The organism is Oxalobacteraceae sp. CFBP 8761 (genome assembly GCA_014841595.1).
GTDB lineage: Bacteria > Pseudomonadota > Gammaproteobacteria > Burkholderiales > Burkholderiaceae_D > Telluria.
Window position 1 is genome coordinate 208,038 of the sequence record JACYUE010000005.1, and the last position, 14,586, is coordinate 222,623.

The following is a 14,586-nucleotide window of genomic DNA, read 5'->3' on the forward strand; positions in this document are numbered from 1 at the left end:
CCAATTGCCGCCATCATGGCGTAGTGATGACTGGCGTGGCCGGGGCCGGAGCGGTTTCCGGCGTCGGTTCGACCGGCAGCACCGGCGTCGGCTCGGGCAAGGTCGGCGTCGGCGTCGGCGTCGGCGTCGGCATCGGCGCTGGAGCTGGTGCTGGTGCTGGCATCGGCATCGTGGTCGGCGCCATGGGCGCCAGTGCTGCTGGCACTACCGGCGGCGGCGTGTTCGCCGGCGTGGTCAGCACTTCCAGCAGCGCGGCTGTTTCGGCATCGGCAACGCCCGAGATATCGCGCGGACGGTACTTCATCTGAAACGCCGCCAGCGTGGTGCGGGTCGCTTCATCGTACGTGCCGCTCTGCACCAGGCCAAAGCCGTGCGTGGCCAGCTTGCGCTGGAACCAGGCGACGTCCGGCAGCAGGGCTTCGAAGGCCGGGCGCACGGCGGCGACGCGGTTCGCGTCCGGCCACAGCACCAGGCCTTCCTGCGCCAGGCGCTGCCACGGGAACTGCGGCCCCGGATCTTGCTTCCTCAGCGGCGCGATATCGCTGTGACCGAGCACGTTCTCGGGCGCGATGCCGTGGCGCGCGACGATGTCCTTCACCAGCGGCAGCAGCGCATCCATCTGCGCCTGCGGGAACGGCGCGTAGACGCGGCCCTGCGGCGTGTCCTTCCAGCCGGCGTTGACGATCTCGATACCGATCGAGCTGTTGTTCAGTTGCGTGAAGTTCTTCCAGCTCGAATTGCCCGCATGCCAGGCGGCGCGGTTCTCGTCGACCAGGCGGTAGATCTTCGGCTGCGCTTCGTCGGTCAACAGGTAGTGCGAGCTGACCTGCTGCTGCGTCAGGATCTTGATCGAGGCAGGCGTGTTGGCCACCGTGTAGTGCAGCACCAGAAAGCGCGCGCGGCTCGACTGGCCAACCGCATCGTAGGTGGTGTCGTATTTCGGCGTGGTCGGGGCGGTGGTGGTACAACCTGCCAGCACGGCCAGGGCGAGAGCGGCAAAGATCGATTTCATGGGGATTCCTCGTTGATGTTCTTGTTGGTTGCACGCGCCGGTGGCGTGGCGGCCGGTTGCAATGCCAGCCGCGCGGCGCCGTGATGGGCGCGCAGGCCGGTCTGCGTGAGCTCCAGCCCGGCCGGCAGCGCGGCGCGCATCGTCTCGATGATCAGGGGGTGCAGTTCGCTGGCACGGCCGGCCAGCACCACCGGGCGCGGACCGAAACGGCGCGTGAGCGCCAGCGCCAGGCGCGCCAGTTCCAGGCCGGCTTCGCTCAGGATCGTGGCGGCGGCCGGATCGCGCTCAGCGCTGGCGGCAACGGCCAGCGCCAGCTTGCCGATCGCGCCGCGCTCGCCGTGATAGATGAACTGGCGCGATACATTCCAGTCGGCGCCGCCGATGTGCTCGAACACGGCCTGCGCCAGCGGCGAATCGCGCCAGCAGCCGGGCTGCTCGTCTTCGTTGCGCCAGATGTGGCGCAGCGCTTCGCGCGCGATCCAGAAGCCCCCGCCGCCATCGTCGAGCAGCACGCCGCGCCCACCGGCGCGGTGGAACACGTGATCGGCGTCGATGTAAGCGCCGATCGAGCCGGTGCCCGCGTAGACGAGGTAGCCGGCGCCGGGCACGAAGTTGGCGCGATACGCCAGTTCGATATCGTTGGACAGCGTGACCGCGCTGGGCGCGACGCCCAGCAACTGGGCCAGCCAGGCTTGCAGCAGTTCGTCGTCACCGCCAAACCCCGTCAGGCCGGCCTGGATGCGCAGCGGACTGGCATGTGCAAGCACGGCCGCCGCCAGTTCTTCCAGGCTCGCGCGCACCGCTGCGCGCCCGTCCGATGTGGCCATCTGCAGCGCCGACAGGCCTGCGACCACGCCGTCGGCCAGGATGGCGCCGCCGGGGGCCGCCAGCGCCCAGCGCGTCTCGGTGCCGCCAGCGTCGATCCCCAGGCCAAACCCGCTCACGTTGTCACGATCAGATGACATCACAAAATCCACCTCTAAAACCCGATGCTACCTGCATTACGCTTTGCCCCATACCCGCACCCGTGCGCCCTCGTTGCCCAGGCGGTCGACGGCGCTGACCACCACGATCTCGGCTGCGCCCAGCGTCGCGTCATCCGGCACCGACCAGGCCACGCGCACCGCCGGGACCACGGCGAAGCGCCATTGCCCGCCGTGGCGCGACCAGACCGCATACAGCGCGTTGGCCTTGCCCGCCTTGAGCGTCAGGTCGACCGAGCGCGCGCGGCGCGATGCCCCCACCAGCGGCGTACCGGGCCGCTCGTTGCCCAGCCACGTCGTGGCCGGCACCAGCGCCTGCCCGGCGTAGCGGGTCGTGCGCAGCTGGTCGGCGATGCCTTTGCGGTTCTGCATCAGGGCCACCATGCTGAAGTGGACGTGGCCGGTGGCCAGCGGCCGCGTACGGGTCACGTCGACCTGGGCCAGCACCTCCTGCGGCTCGTAGCCCTTGGTCGCCGCGCCGATGCGGCTGGTGAACAGGCCCGGCCAGATGTGGCGGCGCTGCGGATTTTGCCTGATCCAGTAATCGAGCAGCACGTCGTAGGCCTGGCCCGGCGGCTTGATCGGCCAGTACAGCTGCGGCACGAAGTAATCGACCCAGCCTTTTTCGAGCCACAGCTCGGCGTCGGCATACAGCTTGTCGTACTGCGAAAAACCAACGATGCCGGGCGGGCGACGGTCCGGGCGGCCCAGGCCGAAGGGGCTGATGCCAAAGCGCACCCAGCTCTTTTCGGCGTGGATCCCCTTGTACATCGCTTCGATCAGGCGGTTGACGTTGTCGCGGCGCCAGTTGGCGCGATCGAGCTGGCCGCCGCCGGCCAGGTAGCGGTGCCAGGCCGGATCGTCCGGGAAGTCCAGTTCGCGGCTGCCGGCACGGCCGTCGAGGGCCGCCGCGTTGCCGGCCATCTGCGGCGCGGCATCGATCGGGTACGGATAAAAGTAATCGTCGATGTGCACGCCGTCGATGTCGTAGCGGCGCACGACGTCGAGGATCACGTCGAGCGTCTGCTTGACGGCGGCCGGCTCGCCCGGGTCCATCCACATGAATTTGCCGTAGCGTTTGACGACGGCCGGGTTGGTGTTGGTGATGTGGTTTGGCGCCGACTGGCCGCGCGACGCGTCCATGCGCGCGCGGTAGGGATTGAACCAGGCGTGCAGCTCGATGCCGCGCGCATGCGCCTCGGTGATCCAGTACGCGAGCGGATCGTAGAACGGTTGCGGCGCCTTGCCCTGGATCCCGCTCAGGTATTCGGTCCAGGGCTCGAGGTTCGACGGATAGATGGTGTCGGCGGCCGGGCGCACCTGCAGCACGATCGCGTTCAGGTTCATGGCCTGGGCGCGGTCGAGGATGGCCAGGACTTCCTGCTGCTGCTTGGCGGCGCTCAGGTTCGGTCGGCTGGGCCAGTCGATATTGGCGACCGTGGACACCCAGGCGGCGCGAAACTCGCGCGGCGCGGCCGGCGGCTCATTGCCGCCGATGAAAGTCGTGGCGCCAGGCTTGGTGGGCTTGGTGCCGCAGGCCGCCAGGCCCAGGGCGACGGCGCTGGCCATGCCGAGCGTGAAAGTGCGTTTGTTCAGGTTGGGAAGCAAAAAAGAACTCCTTGATGTTGCTGTACCGGAGGTTGACGCTTCGCGCCGGCGCCACGTCGGGCGCGGCAGCGCGGGCGTCAGCCGTCCGCTTATTTTTTTCCGAATTCCGGATCGATCTTGACGAGCGCCGCCACGATGAAGGCGGGAATGGTCGCAAGACAGGTCCAGATGAAGAAGTGCTGGTAGCCGAGGTATTCCTGCAGGTCGCCGCTCCACATGCCGGGCACCATCATCCCGAGCGCCATCAGGCCCGTGCAGATCGCGTAATGCGCGGTCTTGTTCGGGCCATCGGCCACCATGATCATGTACATCATCATTGCCGTAAAGCCGAAACCGTAGCCGAACTGCTCGAGCGCGAGGAAGGCGGACACGATCATCAGATCGGTCGGCTGGGTTTGCGACAGGTAGACGAAGACCAGGTCAGGCACGTGGATCGCGAACACCATGACCCACAGGCAGCGCTTGAGGCCCACGCGTGAAATCAGCCAGCCGCCGGCCAGGCCGCCCAGCGTCAGGGCGATGATGCCGACCGTGCCATAGGCGATGCCGTATTCGGCGGTCGTCAAACCCAGACCGCCGGCGCTGATGGGGTCCTTCAAAAATGGCGCGACGAGTTTGAGCAGCTGCGCTTCACCGAGGCGGAACGTGAGGATGAACGCAACGATCATCCAGATATCGCGCTTCTTGAAAAAGGCGACGAAGGTGCCGATGAAGTCGCGCAGCGGATTGTCGCTCTTGGCGACGGCGTGGTCATCCTCCGGCACCGGCAGCGCCCACTGGTGCCACGCAAAGGCGGCGAAGAACAGGCCGGCCAGCACGTAGAACACGATCGACCAGGCCTGGCGCACGTCGCCCAGGCTCACGGCCAGATAACCGGCCAGCACCACGAGCGGGCCCTGTCCGAACAACGTGGCCAGGCGATAAAAGGTGCTGCGCACGCCGACGAACGCGGCCTGCTGCTTCTGGCGCAGGCCCAGCATGTAGAAGCCGTCAGCGGAGATGTCGTGGGTGGCGGAGCTGAATGCCATGATCCACAGCACGGCCAGGCTGACGACGAAGAAGGTGGGCAGGTGCAGCACGGTGCCCACCGCAATGAGCGAGCCGCCGACGGCCAGTTGCAGCAGCACGGTCCAGCGGCGCTTGGTGCCGAACATGTCAACGATCGGGGACCACAGCGGCTTGATCACCCACGGCAGGTACAGCAGGCTCGTATAGAAGGCGATGTCGGAATTGGAAATCCCCATGTCCTTGTACATGATGACCGACAGGCTCATCACGACGACATACGGAATCGCCTGGGCAAAATACAGGGACGGCACCCACAGCCACGGGCTGTTCGCTTGCGGTTTTTGCATGACTCTTTCGTGCGTCGTGCAGGCCGGTGCTGCTGAAAGGGCGCGTGCTTACGCGAGCGCCTGGCGCACGCTGCCGTGCGCCGCTTCCAGCAGCGCTTGCGCCTGCTCGACACTGGTTTGTTTGGACAAGGCCACGATCGCGGTCTTGACGTGGAAGCCGCATTGTTCCAGCACCGCCTGCGCGGCCGCCTCGTCGGCGCCGGTGGCAAAGCTCGTCAGGCGGATTGCACGTCGTACCAGTTTGGCATTGGTGGCCTTCAAGTCTACCATCAGGTTGCCGTAAACCTTGTTCAAACGCACCATCAGGGCGCTGGAAAAGGTGTTCAGCGCGATCTTTTGCGAGGTGCCCGCTTTCAGGCGCGTGCTGCCCGAAATGACTTCGGCGCCCGTGTCGAGCGTGATGCCGATCTCGGCCTGCGTGGTCACCGGTGCGTCCGGGTTGTTGGCAAAGCCCACCGTCAGCGCGCCGGCAGCGCGCGCAGCGCGAAGCGCGCCCAGCACGTACGGCGTGGCGCCCGACGCCGCCAGCGCCAGCACGACGTCGTTCGGGCCCACGTTCACACCCTGGATATCTGCTGCGCCCTGCTCCAGATCGTCTTCGGCGCCTTCGACCGCAGCGAACATTGCGCCGTGGCCGCCGGCCAGCAGCGCCACCGCGCGTTCGGCGGGCCAGGAAAAGGTCGGGTACAGCTCGACGCTGTCGAGCACGCCGAGGCGGCCCGAGGTGCCGGCGCCGACATAGACCAGGCGCCCGCCCGCTTCCATGCGCGGCACTGCGGCTGCCACGGCGGCGGCGATGCGCGGCCCGGCCTTGCGTACGGCGTCCACCGCATGGAACTGGTCATCAACGAGGGCATTGACCAGTTCCGTCGTCGGGTACTGGTCGAGCGCGGTGTGCGCCAGGGAAGGGGTTTCGGTATTGAGCATCGCTGTCTCGCACCTGCACAGTTTGGTTAAAACCAGTGTAATACCACTTTGACAAGCGCTTCCATGAAAGGATCGGGCGCCGTCATGCCGCCAGGTTATGCGTTCAGGCTTGCCGGCGCAGCTCGGCCACGAAATCGTAATGGTCGCTGCGGCAGTAGGAATGGGTCAGTTCAACCGGTTGGCCCGATTCGAGATACCCCACGCGAGTGATGAACAGCACCGCGCGGCCTTCGGGCACCTCGAGCCGCGTGGCCAGTTCCAGGTCGGCATTCATCGCGCGGATGTGCTGCAGCGCGCGCACCGGCAGGTGGCCCGACTTGGACAGGTGCGCATACAGCGACGCTGCTACCAGCTCGGGGCGCGGCAGCACGGCGGCCGGAATCACGCTTACTTCATAGGCCATGACGATGTCGTCGGCAAAGCGCAGGCGCTCGAGGCGGGCGATGCGCGCACCGGGCGACAGGCCGAGCGAGAGCTGTTCGTCGGCGTCGGCCAGCATCGTGTCCCGCCGCAGCCATTGCGAGCGTGGCGTATAGCCGCGCTGCTGCAGTTGCTCGGAAAAGCTCGACAGCGTCGACAGCGGCTGCTCGATGCGCGGCGCAATGTAGTTGCCCGAACCGCGCCGGCGCACCACCAGGCCCTGGTCGACCAGCTGGTCGATCGCCTTGCGCGCAGTGACGCGCGAGACGTCGAGCTGCTCGGACAGCATGCGCTCGGACGGCAGCGCCTGATCGGCCTGATAACGGCCATCGCGCACGTCCTGCGCCAGCTTGCGCGCAAGCTGCTTGTAGAGCGGCGAATTGTCGTCGTGGTCGACCTGGAATCCGGGGCTGGGGCTGTTCATGGCGTCGTGGCGAAGGGGGCTGGCATACGATCGAAGCATACCACTTGCGACCAATACAAAACGGTTATGCCCTGCGCACGGGTATTCATTGGTCAAGGGTTTCGCGCAGTCCGTATGCTGGACCGATAGTCACAATCACGCAACGCCAAGGGACGAACATGAATCACGGCAGGCGCACCCTCCTCGGCATGGCCATGCTGGGGACGATGGGACCATTATTTGCAGCGATGCCGGCCGGCGGTGGCGCGGCGGGCACGGGCGGCGCCCTGCAGCGCCAGCTCGACGCCGAACTGGCGGCCATCGCCGACGATCCGGCCTGCCCGCTGGCCAGCCTGTCGGTGCTGGCACTGCGCGCCGGACAGCCGGTGTACGAAGGCGCGTTCGGGCGGCGCACGATCGGCAACGGCCTGTTCCCCGACCGCCCGGCCACGCCAGCGACGCTGTACCGGATCGCCTCGATCTCGAAACTCGTCACCACGCTCGGGCTGATGCGGCTGCTGGAAACCGGCCGCGTCGACCTGGACGCCGACGTCTCGGGCTACCTCGGCTTCACGCTGCGTAATCCCCATTTTCCGACCCAGGCCATCACGCTGCGACAGCTGCTCGTGCACACGTCGTCGCTGCGCGACGATGCCGGCTACTTCTGGCCGGCCACGACCGCGCTGAAGGCCGTCGTCACGCCGGCGGCGCAGCCGATGTGGTCAAGCCTGGCCGGACCGGGCGCTTATTACACCTACTGCAACCTGGGGTTCGGCATCATCGGCACGATCATGGAGCGCGTCACCGGCGAACGGTTCGACCTGCTGATGACGCGCCTGGTGCTGCAGCCACTCGGACTGCAGGCCGGCTACAACCCGGCCGGATTGCCAAAGGCCGCGCAGGACAATATCGCGACCATCTACCGCAAGCGTGCCGTCGACAGCGAGGTCTGGGCGCCAAACGGGCCGTGGATCGCCCAGGTCGACGATGTCGGCGCGCGGCCACCGGCGCCGCCCCCTGGCCTGGATGGCTACGTCCCGGGTACCAACGCGACGCCCTTCAGCCCGACCGGCGGCTTGCGCATCGCCGCGCGCGACCTGGGCGTCATCATGCGCATGCTGATGGCCGGCGGCGTGCATGACAGCGCGCGCTTGCTGCAAGGCGCAACGCTCGAGCGCATGTTCGCGCGCCACTGGTCGTACGACGGCGTGGGCGGCAACGGCAATCCGCTGGGCAGCATCCTCAGTCCGCGCGGATTCGGCAACGCCCACTATCCGGACCGCCCCGGCCTGCGGCTGGCGCCCGGCTTCGATGCGGTGGGCCACCTGGGCGACGCCTACGGGCTGCGCTCCGTGTTCGCCATGGACCGCGCACGGGGCCATGGCGTGGTCGTGCTGGCCGGCGGCACGGGAACCGACCCGGTCGCCACGCCGGGCCGCGAGACGGCACTGGCGCGTTATGAAGAGCGCATCGTGGCCGCCTTGCACCGCCGCGCGATCCTCGGCCTGGCCGATTGACCGGCATGCGGGCGCGTACATATATCCCGGTTATGAGCGCGCGCGCTAGATTCATTGGCAGTGCGTGCCGGCTGCGCCTAAGCTCCCTGTCCCCACCCGAAAAAAAGAGTCTGGCATGCAGCACATAATCGTCATCGGCGGCGGCGTCGTCGGCCTGGCCTCCGCCTGGTGGCTGCTGGAAGCAGGGCACGAGGTCACGCTGCTCGAGCGCGCGCCGGACGTGGGCAGTGGCGCCAGCTACGGCAATGGCGGACAGCTCAGCTACCGGTACGTGGCGCCGCTGGCCGACGCCGGCATCCCGCTCAAGGCCTTCAAATGGCTGTTTCAGGCCGACGGCCCGCTGCGCTTCCGGCCGGAAGCCGACCTGCGCCAGTACCGCTGGCTGGCCAGCTTTCTGGCCCACTGCCGCGCCGACGTCAACCGCCGCACCACGGCCAAGCTGCTCGAGCTGGGCGAGCTATCGCGCCGGGCGATGGCCTCGCTCTCGCTGGTCGTGCCGCCCGAACGCTTCGGCTGGCGCGACGCTGGCAAACTGGTGGTGTTTCGCACGCGCGCCGCGTTCGATGTCGCCGCATCCAAACCGGGCGCCGGCCAGATCTGGTCGCCCGAAGAATGCACGGCGCACGAACCCGCGCTGGGCGCGGCCCAGCACCTGCTGGCCGGCGGCATCTACAACCCGGGCGAAGCGGTGGCCGACTGCCACGCCTTCTGCGTGGCGCTGGCCGAGCGGCTGGGCGAGCATCCGCGCTTTCGCGGGGTCGTCAACAGCACCGCGCTGGGACTGCGTGCAGAGCGGGGCCGCATCACCGGCATCGACACCGTTGGTGGCCTGGTCACGGCCGACGCGTATGTGCTGGCCGCCGGCATCCAGAGCCGCACGCTGGCCGACACGGTGGGCATCTACCTGCCGCTGTACCCGCTCAAGGGCTACAGCCTGAGCGCCCCGATCCGCCAGGACGACATCGCGCCGGAGATCAGCGTGACCGACTTCGAGCGCAAGGTGCTGTATGCGCGCATCGGCGACCGCTTAAGGGTGGCGGCAATGGTCGACATGGTGGGCGAGGATGTCTCGCTCGATGCCAAACGCGTCGCGGGCCTGACGCGCCTGGTGCGCGAGACGATGCCGCGCGCGGCCGATTATTCGCAGGTGTCGGAGTGGGCCGGATTGCGGCCAGCGACGCCGGGCAGCGCGCCGATCATCGGGGCCACGCGCTACGACAATCTGTGGCTCAACGTCGGACACGGGCCGCTGGGCTTCACGTTTGCCTGCGGCAGCGCGGCCGTGCTGGCGGATCTGGTGCAGGGGAAGGCGCCGCCATTTGCGCTTGATGGCTTGACGCTGCGCCGCTAGTACTATATTTAGTACGCAATTTAGACCTGTAGTGCTATGATCAGCGATCGACCAGCGGAGGCACCATGAACTTTTCCAATATCCAACCCATCAGTTATTTGAAAACGAATACCAGCGATGTGGTCAAGTTGGTTCAGGAAACCCATGATCCCGTGGCCATTACTGTCAATGGCCGGGTGCAGGCAATCGTCCAGGATCCGGTGAGCTATCAGAAGACGCAGGATCAATTGACGATGCTACGGCTGCTTGCCCATGGCAGGAAGCAAATTGAAGACGGCAAGGTTACCGGTCATGATGATTTTTTTGCGCAACTGGATGCACAAGACAACGCGCCCGAATAGATCATGAAGATCATCTGGACCGAATCTGCCCAGGACGACCTGCTCACGATCCGCCAATACCTGAAGCAGTCCGAATCACCGGACTACGCCAGAAAGGTGACGCAGCAAATCCGCGATGAAGTGGCATCCCTGATGCCATGGCACAATAAAGGGACGCTCGTAGGCGAGCTGGAAGAGCTCAACCTCCCCCGGTACCGTCAGCTTCTGGCCGGTCAACACCGCATCATTGTTGAGCGTGGCGATCGTGAATGCTTTTATATTTATATCGTTTGCCATACGAGCCGCGATCTGGCAGCACTGTTACGTCGACGAATCCTGTCGAGTTAGCCGGCTGGTCTGGCGAGGGCTTCGCGAAGCACCCATCTGACCATCGTTGGTGAAATCGCGGATAATTGCCGCCATGCCTCCCCGCCCCACCTCCCCCTGCCCCTGCGGCGGCCCCTCGTTCGACAGCTGCTGCGGCCCGTTCCTGGCCGGCGTGTCCCTGCCGCCCACGGCCGAACAGTTGATGCGCTCGCGCTATACCGCCTTCACGCTGGGCGACGAGGCGTACCTGCGCACCACCTGGCACCCCAGCACCCGGCCGCAGGAACCGATCGTCGACAACGAGCCCGTCCGCTGGCTAGGCCTGGAGATAAAAACTGCTTTACGTTTACGTCAACGTAAAGCAGAATTGCCGGACGTTCCAGGCGACCAGGACCACCCGCGCGACGAAGACCACGTCGAATTCGTCGCCCGCTTCAAGGTGGGCGCGCGCGCGCACCGTCTCCATGAGCGCAGCCGCTTCGTGCGCGAAGCCGGCCCCGATGGCGCGCCACGCTGGTTTTACCTGGACGGCAGTTTCCCCGACAAGAAGTAAAGCGCTGCCAGACACCCAGGGCGGCGACAGACCAGAGGACGGCACATGCCCCAGATCGAAAGCAAACTGAACCCGCGCAGCGAGGATTTCAAGGCCAATGCCACCGCCATGCAGGCCGTGGTGGACGACTTGCGCGCGCGCGTGGCGCAACTGGCGCAAGGCGGCGGCGCCGAAGCCAGTGCGCGTCACCTCGCGCGCGGCAAGCTGCTGCCGCGCGAGCGTGTCGAACATCTGCTCGATCCGGGTACGCCCTTCCTCGAATTTTCGCAACTGGCCGCGTATGAGATGTATGACGGCGCCGCGCCCAGCGCCGGCATCATCACCGGCATCGGCCGGGTAAGCGGCCACGAATGCGTGATCGTCTGCAATGACGCCACCGTCAAGGGCGGCACCTATTACCCGATGACGGTCAAGAAGCACCTGCGCGCGCAGGAGATCGCCGAGCAGAACAACCTCCCCTGCATCTATCTGGTCGACTCGGGCGGCGCCAATCTGCCGAACCAGGACGACGTGTTCCCCGACCGCGACCACTTCGGCCGCATCTTCTACAACCAGGCGAATCTGTCGGCCAAGGGTGTGCCGCAGATCGCCGTCGTGATGGGCTCGTGCACCGCCGGCGGCGCCTACGTGCCCGCGATGAGCGACGAGTCGATCATCGTCAAGGACCAGGGCACGATTTTCCTCGGCGGCCCGCCGCTGGTGAAAGCGGCGACCGGTGAAGTCGTCAGCGCCGAAGACCTGGGCGGCGGCGACGTGCACACACGCCTGTCGGGCGTGGCCGACCATCTGGCGCAGAACGATCCGCATGCGCTGTCGCTGGCGCGCACGATCGTGTCGAATCTGAACCGCGTCAAGCCGCAGCAGGGCGAACGGCGCGCAAGCGTCGAGCCGCACTATCCGGCGTCGGAACTGTACGGCGTCATCCCGGTCGATACGCGCAAGCCGTTCGACGTGCGCGAAGTGATCGCGCGCGTGGTCGACGGCAGCGTGTTCGACGAATTCAAGGCGCGCTACGGCACGACGCTCGTGTGCGGCTTCGCCCACATCTTCGGCATGAAGGTCGGCATCATCGCCAACAACGGCATCCTGTTTTCCGAGTCAGCGTTGAAGGGCGCGCACTTCATCGAGCTGTGCTGCCAGCGCAAGATTCCGCTCGTGTTCTTGCAGAACATCACCGGCTTCATGGTCGGGCGCAAATACGAGAACGAGGGCATCGCGCGCAATGGCGCCAAGATGGTCACCGCCGTGGCCACCGCTGCCGTGCCGAAGTTCACCGTCATCATCGGCGGCTCGTTCGGCGCCGGCAACTACGGCATGTGCGGCCGCGCGTTTTCGCCACGCTTCCTGTGGATGTGGCCCAATGCGCGCATCTCGGTGATGGGCGGCGACCAGGCCGCATCGGTGCTGGCCACCGTCAAGCGCGACGGCATCGAAGGCCGCGGGGGCCAGTGGTCGCCGGAAGAAGAAGCCGCGTTCAAGCAGCCGATCCGCGACCAGTACGAGCACCAGGGCCACCCGTATTACGCGTCGGCGCGCCTGTGGGACGACGGCGTGATCGACCCGGCCGACACCCGCACGGTGCTGGGCCTGGGCTTGTCCGCCGCCATGAACCAGCCGATCGGCGACACGACGTTCGGCGTGTTCCGCATGTAAGGGGATGACCATGACCTATGACACCCTGCTTGTGACCGTCGCCGACAAGGTCGCCACCGTCACGCTGAACCGCCCCGACCTGCGCAACGCCTTCAACGAAGGGGCAATTGCCGAACTGGCGCGCGTGTTCGATGAACTCGGCCGCAACGACGCCGTGCGCGCGATCGTGCTGGCCGCCAACGGCCCGTCGTTCTGCGCCGGTGCGGACCTGAACTGGATGAAAAAGATGGCCGGCTACTCGCATGACGAGAACGAGGCCGATGCGATGCGCCTGGCCGACATGCTGCGCACGATCTACCTGTGCCCCAAGCCGGTGGTCGCGCGCGTGCAGGGCGATTGCTACGCCGGCGGCATGGGCCTGGTGGCGGCCTGCGACATCGTCGTCGCGAGCGAGACGGCCGGTTTTTGCCTGTCCGAAGTGAAGCTCGGGCTGATTCCGGCTACCATCTCGCCTTACGTGATCAAGGCGATGGGTGAACAGGCGGCGCGCCGCTACTTCTTGACGGCCGAGCGCTTCGACGCAGCCGAGGCGCAGCGCATCGGTGTTGCGCATGCCGTCGTGGCGCCGGAAGCGCTCGACACCACCATCGCCGGGATCGTCAAGGCGCTGGTGAACAACAGCCCGCACGCCGTCCGGCAGGCCAAGACGCTGGTGCGCGAGATCGTCGGCCAGCCGGTCGACGACGCGCTGCTGCGTGACACGGCGAGCCGCATCGCCGCGATCCGCGCATCGACCGAAGGCCGCGAAGGCGTGGCCTCGTTCCTTGAAAAGCGCAAGCCCGCATGGATTAACTAGTATTGGAACTTTATCGTGAAGCAGCAAACCACCTCCTCCGACTGGATCGCGCGCAGCCTGCGCAGCGTCTGGCATCCCTGCACCCAGATGCAGCATCACGAAGAGGTGCCGCTGATCGCGGTCAGCCACGGCAAGGGGCCGTGGCTGTACGACTATGACGGCAAGCGCTACCTGGACGGCATCAGCTCGTGGTGGGTCAACCTGTTTGGCCACGCGAACCCGCGCATCAATGCCGCGCTGAAGGACCAGCTGGACAAGCTCGAACACGCGATGCTGGCCGGCTTCACGCACGCACCGGTAGTCGAGCTGGCCGAACGGCTGGCCGCGCTCACCGGCCATGCGCTGGGTCACGCCACGTTCGCCTCCGACGGCGCATCGGCCGTGGAAATCGCGATGAAGATGAGCTTTCACGCGTGGCGCAATGCGGACCAGTCGTCCAAACAGGAATTCGTCTGCCTGCAGGGCAGCTACCACGGCGAGACGATCGGCGCGCTGTCGGTCACCGATGTGCCGCTGTTCAAGGACGCCTACGGCCCGCTGCTGCGTGCGTCACACGTGGTGAGCGCCCCCGATGCCCGCAACGCCTTCGAGGGCGAGACGGCGCAGGACGTCGCGCGGCGCGCGATCCTCGAAGTGAAAGCGCTGTTCGAAGAACGGGGCGACAAGATCGCCGCCATCATCGTCGAGCCGCTGGTGCAGTGCGCCACCGGCATGGCGATGTACGACCCGCTCTATCTCAAGCTGTTGCGCGACCTGTGCGACCAGCACCGCGTGCACCTGATCGCCGACGAGATTGCGGTTGGCTGCGGGCGCACCGGCACCTTCTTCGCCTGCGAGCAGGCCGGCATCTGGCCGGACTTCCTGTGCCTGTCCAAAGGCATCAGCGGCGGCTACCTGCCGCTCTCGCTCGTGCTCACGCGCGACGACATCTACCAGGCCTTCTACAGCACCGACATCACGCGCGGCTTCCTGCACTCGCACTCGTACACCGGCAATCCGCTGGCCTGCCGCGCAGCGCTGGCCACGCTCGACATCTTCGACCAAGACGATGTGCTGAACCGCAACCGCGAGCTGGCCACCAGGATGACGGTGGCGCTGGCGCCGCTGGCCGACCATCCGCGCACGCGCCACTTCCGCCAGCGCGGCATGATCTTCGCGTTCGACGCCATCGAACCGGATACCGATCTTGCATCGACCTTCGCGCGCCGCTTCTTTTCGACGGCGGCCGAGAACGAACTGCTGCTGCGCCCCATCGGCCGCACCGTGTACCTGATGCCGCCGTACGTGCTGGACGAAGAAGAAGTCGCGGGCCTGGCAGCGCGCACGATCAAGACGTTCGAATCCGTCATCGCGGGATGATG

Annotated in this window: 14 protein-coding genes; 8 read left to right on the top strand and 6 right to left on the bottom strand. The window is 66.5% G+C overall.

The window, feature by feature from the left end; translation table 11 throughout:
* Positions 1-13: 13 nt before the first annotated feature.
* From IFU00_22020 to IFU00_22045, 6 genes are all read right to left on the bottom strand, one after another.
* Complete coding sequence (locus IFU00_22020) at positions 14-1,012, bottom strand: N-acetylmuramoyl-L-alanine amidase (protein MBD8544959.1); 999 nt, start codon at positions 1,010-1,012, stop codon at positions 14-16.
* On the bottom strand, positions 1,009-1,977 hold the full coding sequence (locus IFU00_22025; GenBank protein ID MBD8544960.1) for an ATPase: 969 nt from the start codon (positions 1,975-1,977) through the stop codon (positions 1,009-1,011). The genes IFU00_22020 and IFU00_22025 overlap by 4 nt, the downstream gene beginning before the upstream one ends.
* A gap of 36 nt (positions 1,978-2,013) precedes the next feature.
* Positions 2,014-3,564, bottom strand: coding sequence for a family 10 glycosylhydrolase (locus IFU00_22030; protein ID MBD8544961.1), 1,551 nt, complete (start codon positions 3,562-3,564; stop codon positions 2,014-2,016).
* 128 nt (positions 3,565-3,692) lie between these two features.
* Positions 3,693-4,958, bottom strand: a complete 1,266-nt coding sequence (locus IFU00_22035) for an MFS transporter (GenBank protein MBD8544962.1) — start codon at positions 4,956-4,958, stop codon at positions 3,693-3,695.
* Between the two features lie 48 nt (positions 4,959-5,006).
* Positions 5,007-5,885, bottom strand: coding sequence for an N-acetylmuramic acid 6-phosphate etherase (gene murQ, locus IFU00_22040; protein MBD8544963.1), 879 nt, complete (start codon positions 5,883-5,885; stop codon positions 5,007-5,009).
* A gap of 103 nt (positions 5,886-5,988) precedes the next feature.
* Entirely contained in the window at positions 5,989-6,729 is a 741-nt protein-coding gene (locus IFU00_22045; GenBank protein ID MBD8544964.1) for a GntR family transcriptional regulator, read from the bottom strand.
* Between the two features lie 158 nt (positions 6,730-6,887).
* Here IFU00_22045 and IFU00_22050 point away from each other — a divergent pair, with 158 nt between their 5' ends.
* From IFU00_22050 to IFU00_22085, 8 genes are all read left to right on the top strand, one after another.
* Positions 6,888-8,225: a beta-lactamase family protein gene (locus IFU00_22050; GenBank protein ID MBD8544965.1), complete on the top strand. Its 1,338-nt coding sequence runs from the start codon at positions 6,888-6,890 to the stop codon at positions 8,223-8,225.
* A gap of 115 nt (positions 8,226-8,340) precedes the next feature.
* Positions 8,341-9,576, top strand: a complete 1,236-nt coding sequence (locus IFU00_22055) for a D-amino acid dehydrogenase (protein ID MBD8544966.1) — start codon at positions 8,341-8,343, stop codon at positions 9,574-9,576.
* A gap of 65 nt (positions 9,577-9,641) precedes the next feature.
* Positions 9,642-9,917 (top strand): type II toxin-antitoxin system Phd/YefM family antitoxin, encoded by a 276-nt coding sequence (locus IFU00_22060; protein MBD8544967.1) that lies wholly within the window; start codon positions 9,642-9,644, stop codon positions 9,915-9,917.
* A gap of 3 nt (positions 9,918-9,920) precedes the next feature.
* The gene (locus tag IFU00_22065) at positions 9,921-10,244 is read left to right on the top strand and encodes a type II toxin-antitoxin system RelE/ParE family toxin (GenBank protein MBD8544968.1); all 324 of its coding nucleotides are present in this window, start codon (positions 9,921-9,923) and stop codon (positions 10,242-10,244) included.
* Positions 10,245-10,317: 73 nt separating this feature from the next.
* Complete coding sequence (locus tag IFU00_22070) at positions 10,318-10,776, top strand: hypothetical protein (GenBank protein ID MBD8544969.1); 459 nt, start codon at positions 10,318-10,320, stop codon at positions 10,774-10,776.
* Between the two features lie 45 nt (positions 10,777-10,821).
* Complete coding sequence (locus IFU00_22075; protein MBD8544970.1) at positions 10,822-12,429, top strand: methylcrotonoyl-CoA carboxylase; 1,608 nt, start codon at positions 10,822-10,824, stop codon at positions 12,427-12,429.
* Positions 12,430-12,439: 10 nt separating this feature from the next.
* Positions 12,440-13,225 carry an enoyl-CoA hydratase/isomerase family protein gene (locus IFU00_22080; GenBank protein MBD8544971.1) on the top strand — a complete coding sequence of 262 codons (786 nt, stop codon included), beginning with the start codon at positions 12,440-12,442 and terminating at the stop codon, positions 13,223-13,225.
* A gap of 15 nt (positions 13,226-13,240) precedes the next feature.
* The gene (locus IFU00_22085; GenBank protein MBD8544972.1) at positions 13,241-14,584 is read left to right on the top strand and encodes an adenosylmethionine--8-amino-7-oxononanoate transaminase; all 1,344 of its coding nucleotides are present in this window, start codon (positions 13,241-13,243) and stop codon (positions 14,582-14,584) included.
* Positions 14,585-14,586 lie beyond the last annotated feature (2 nt).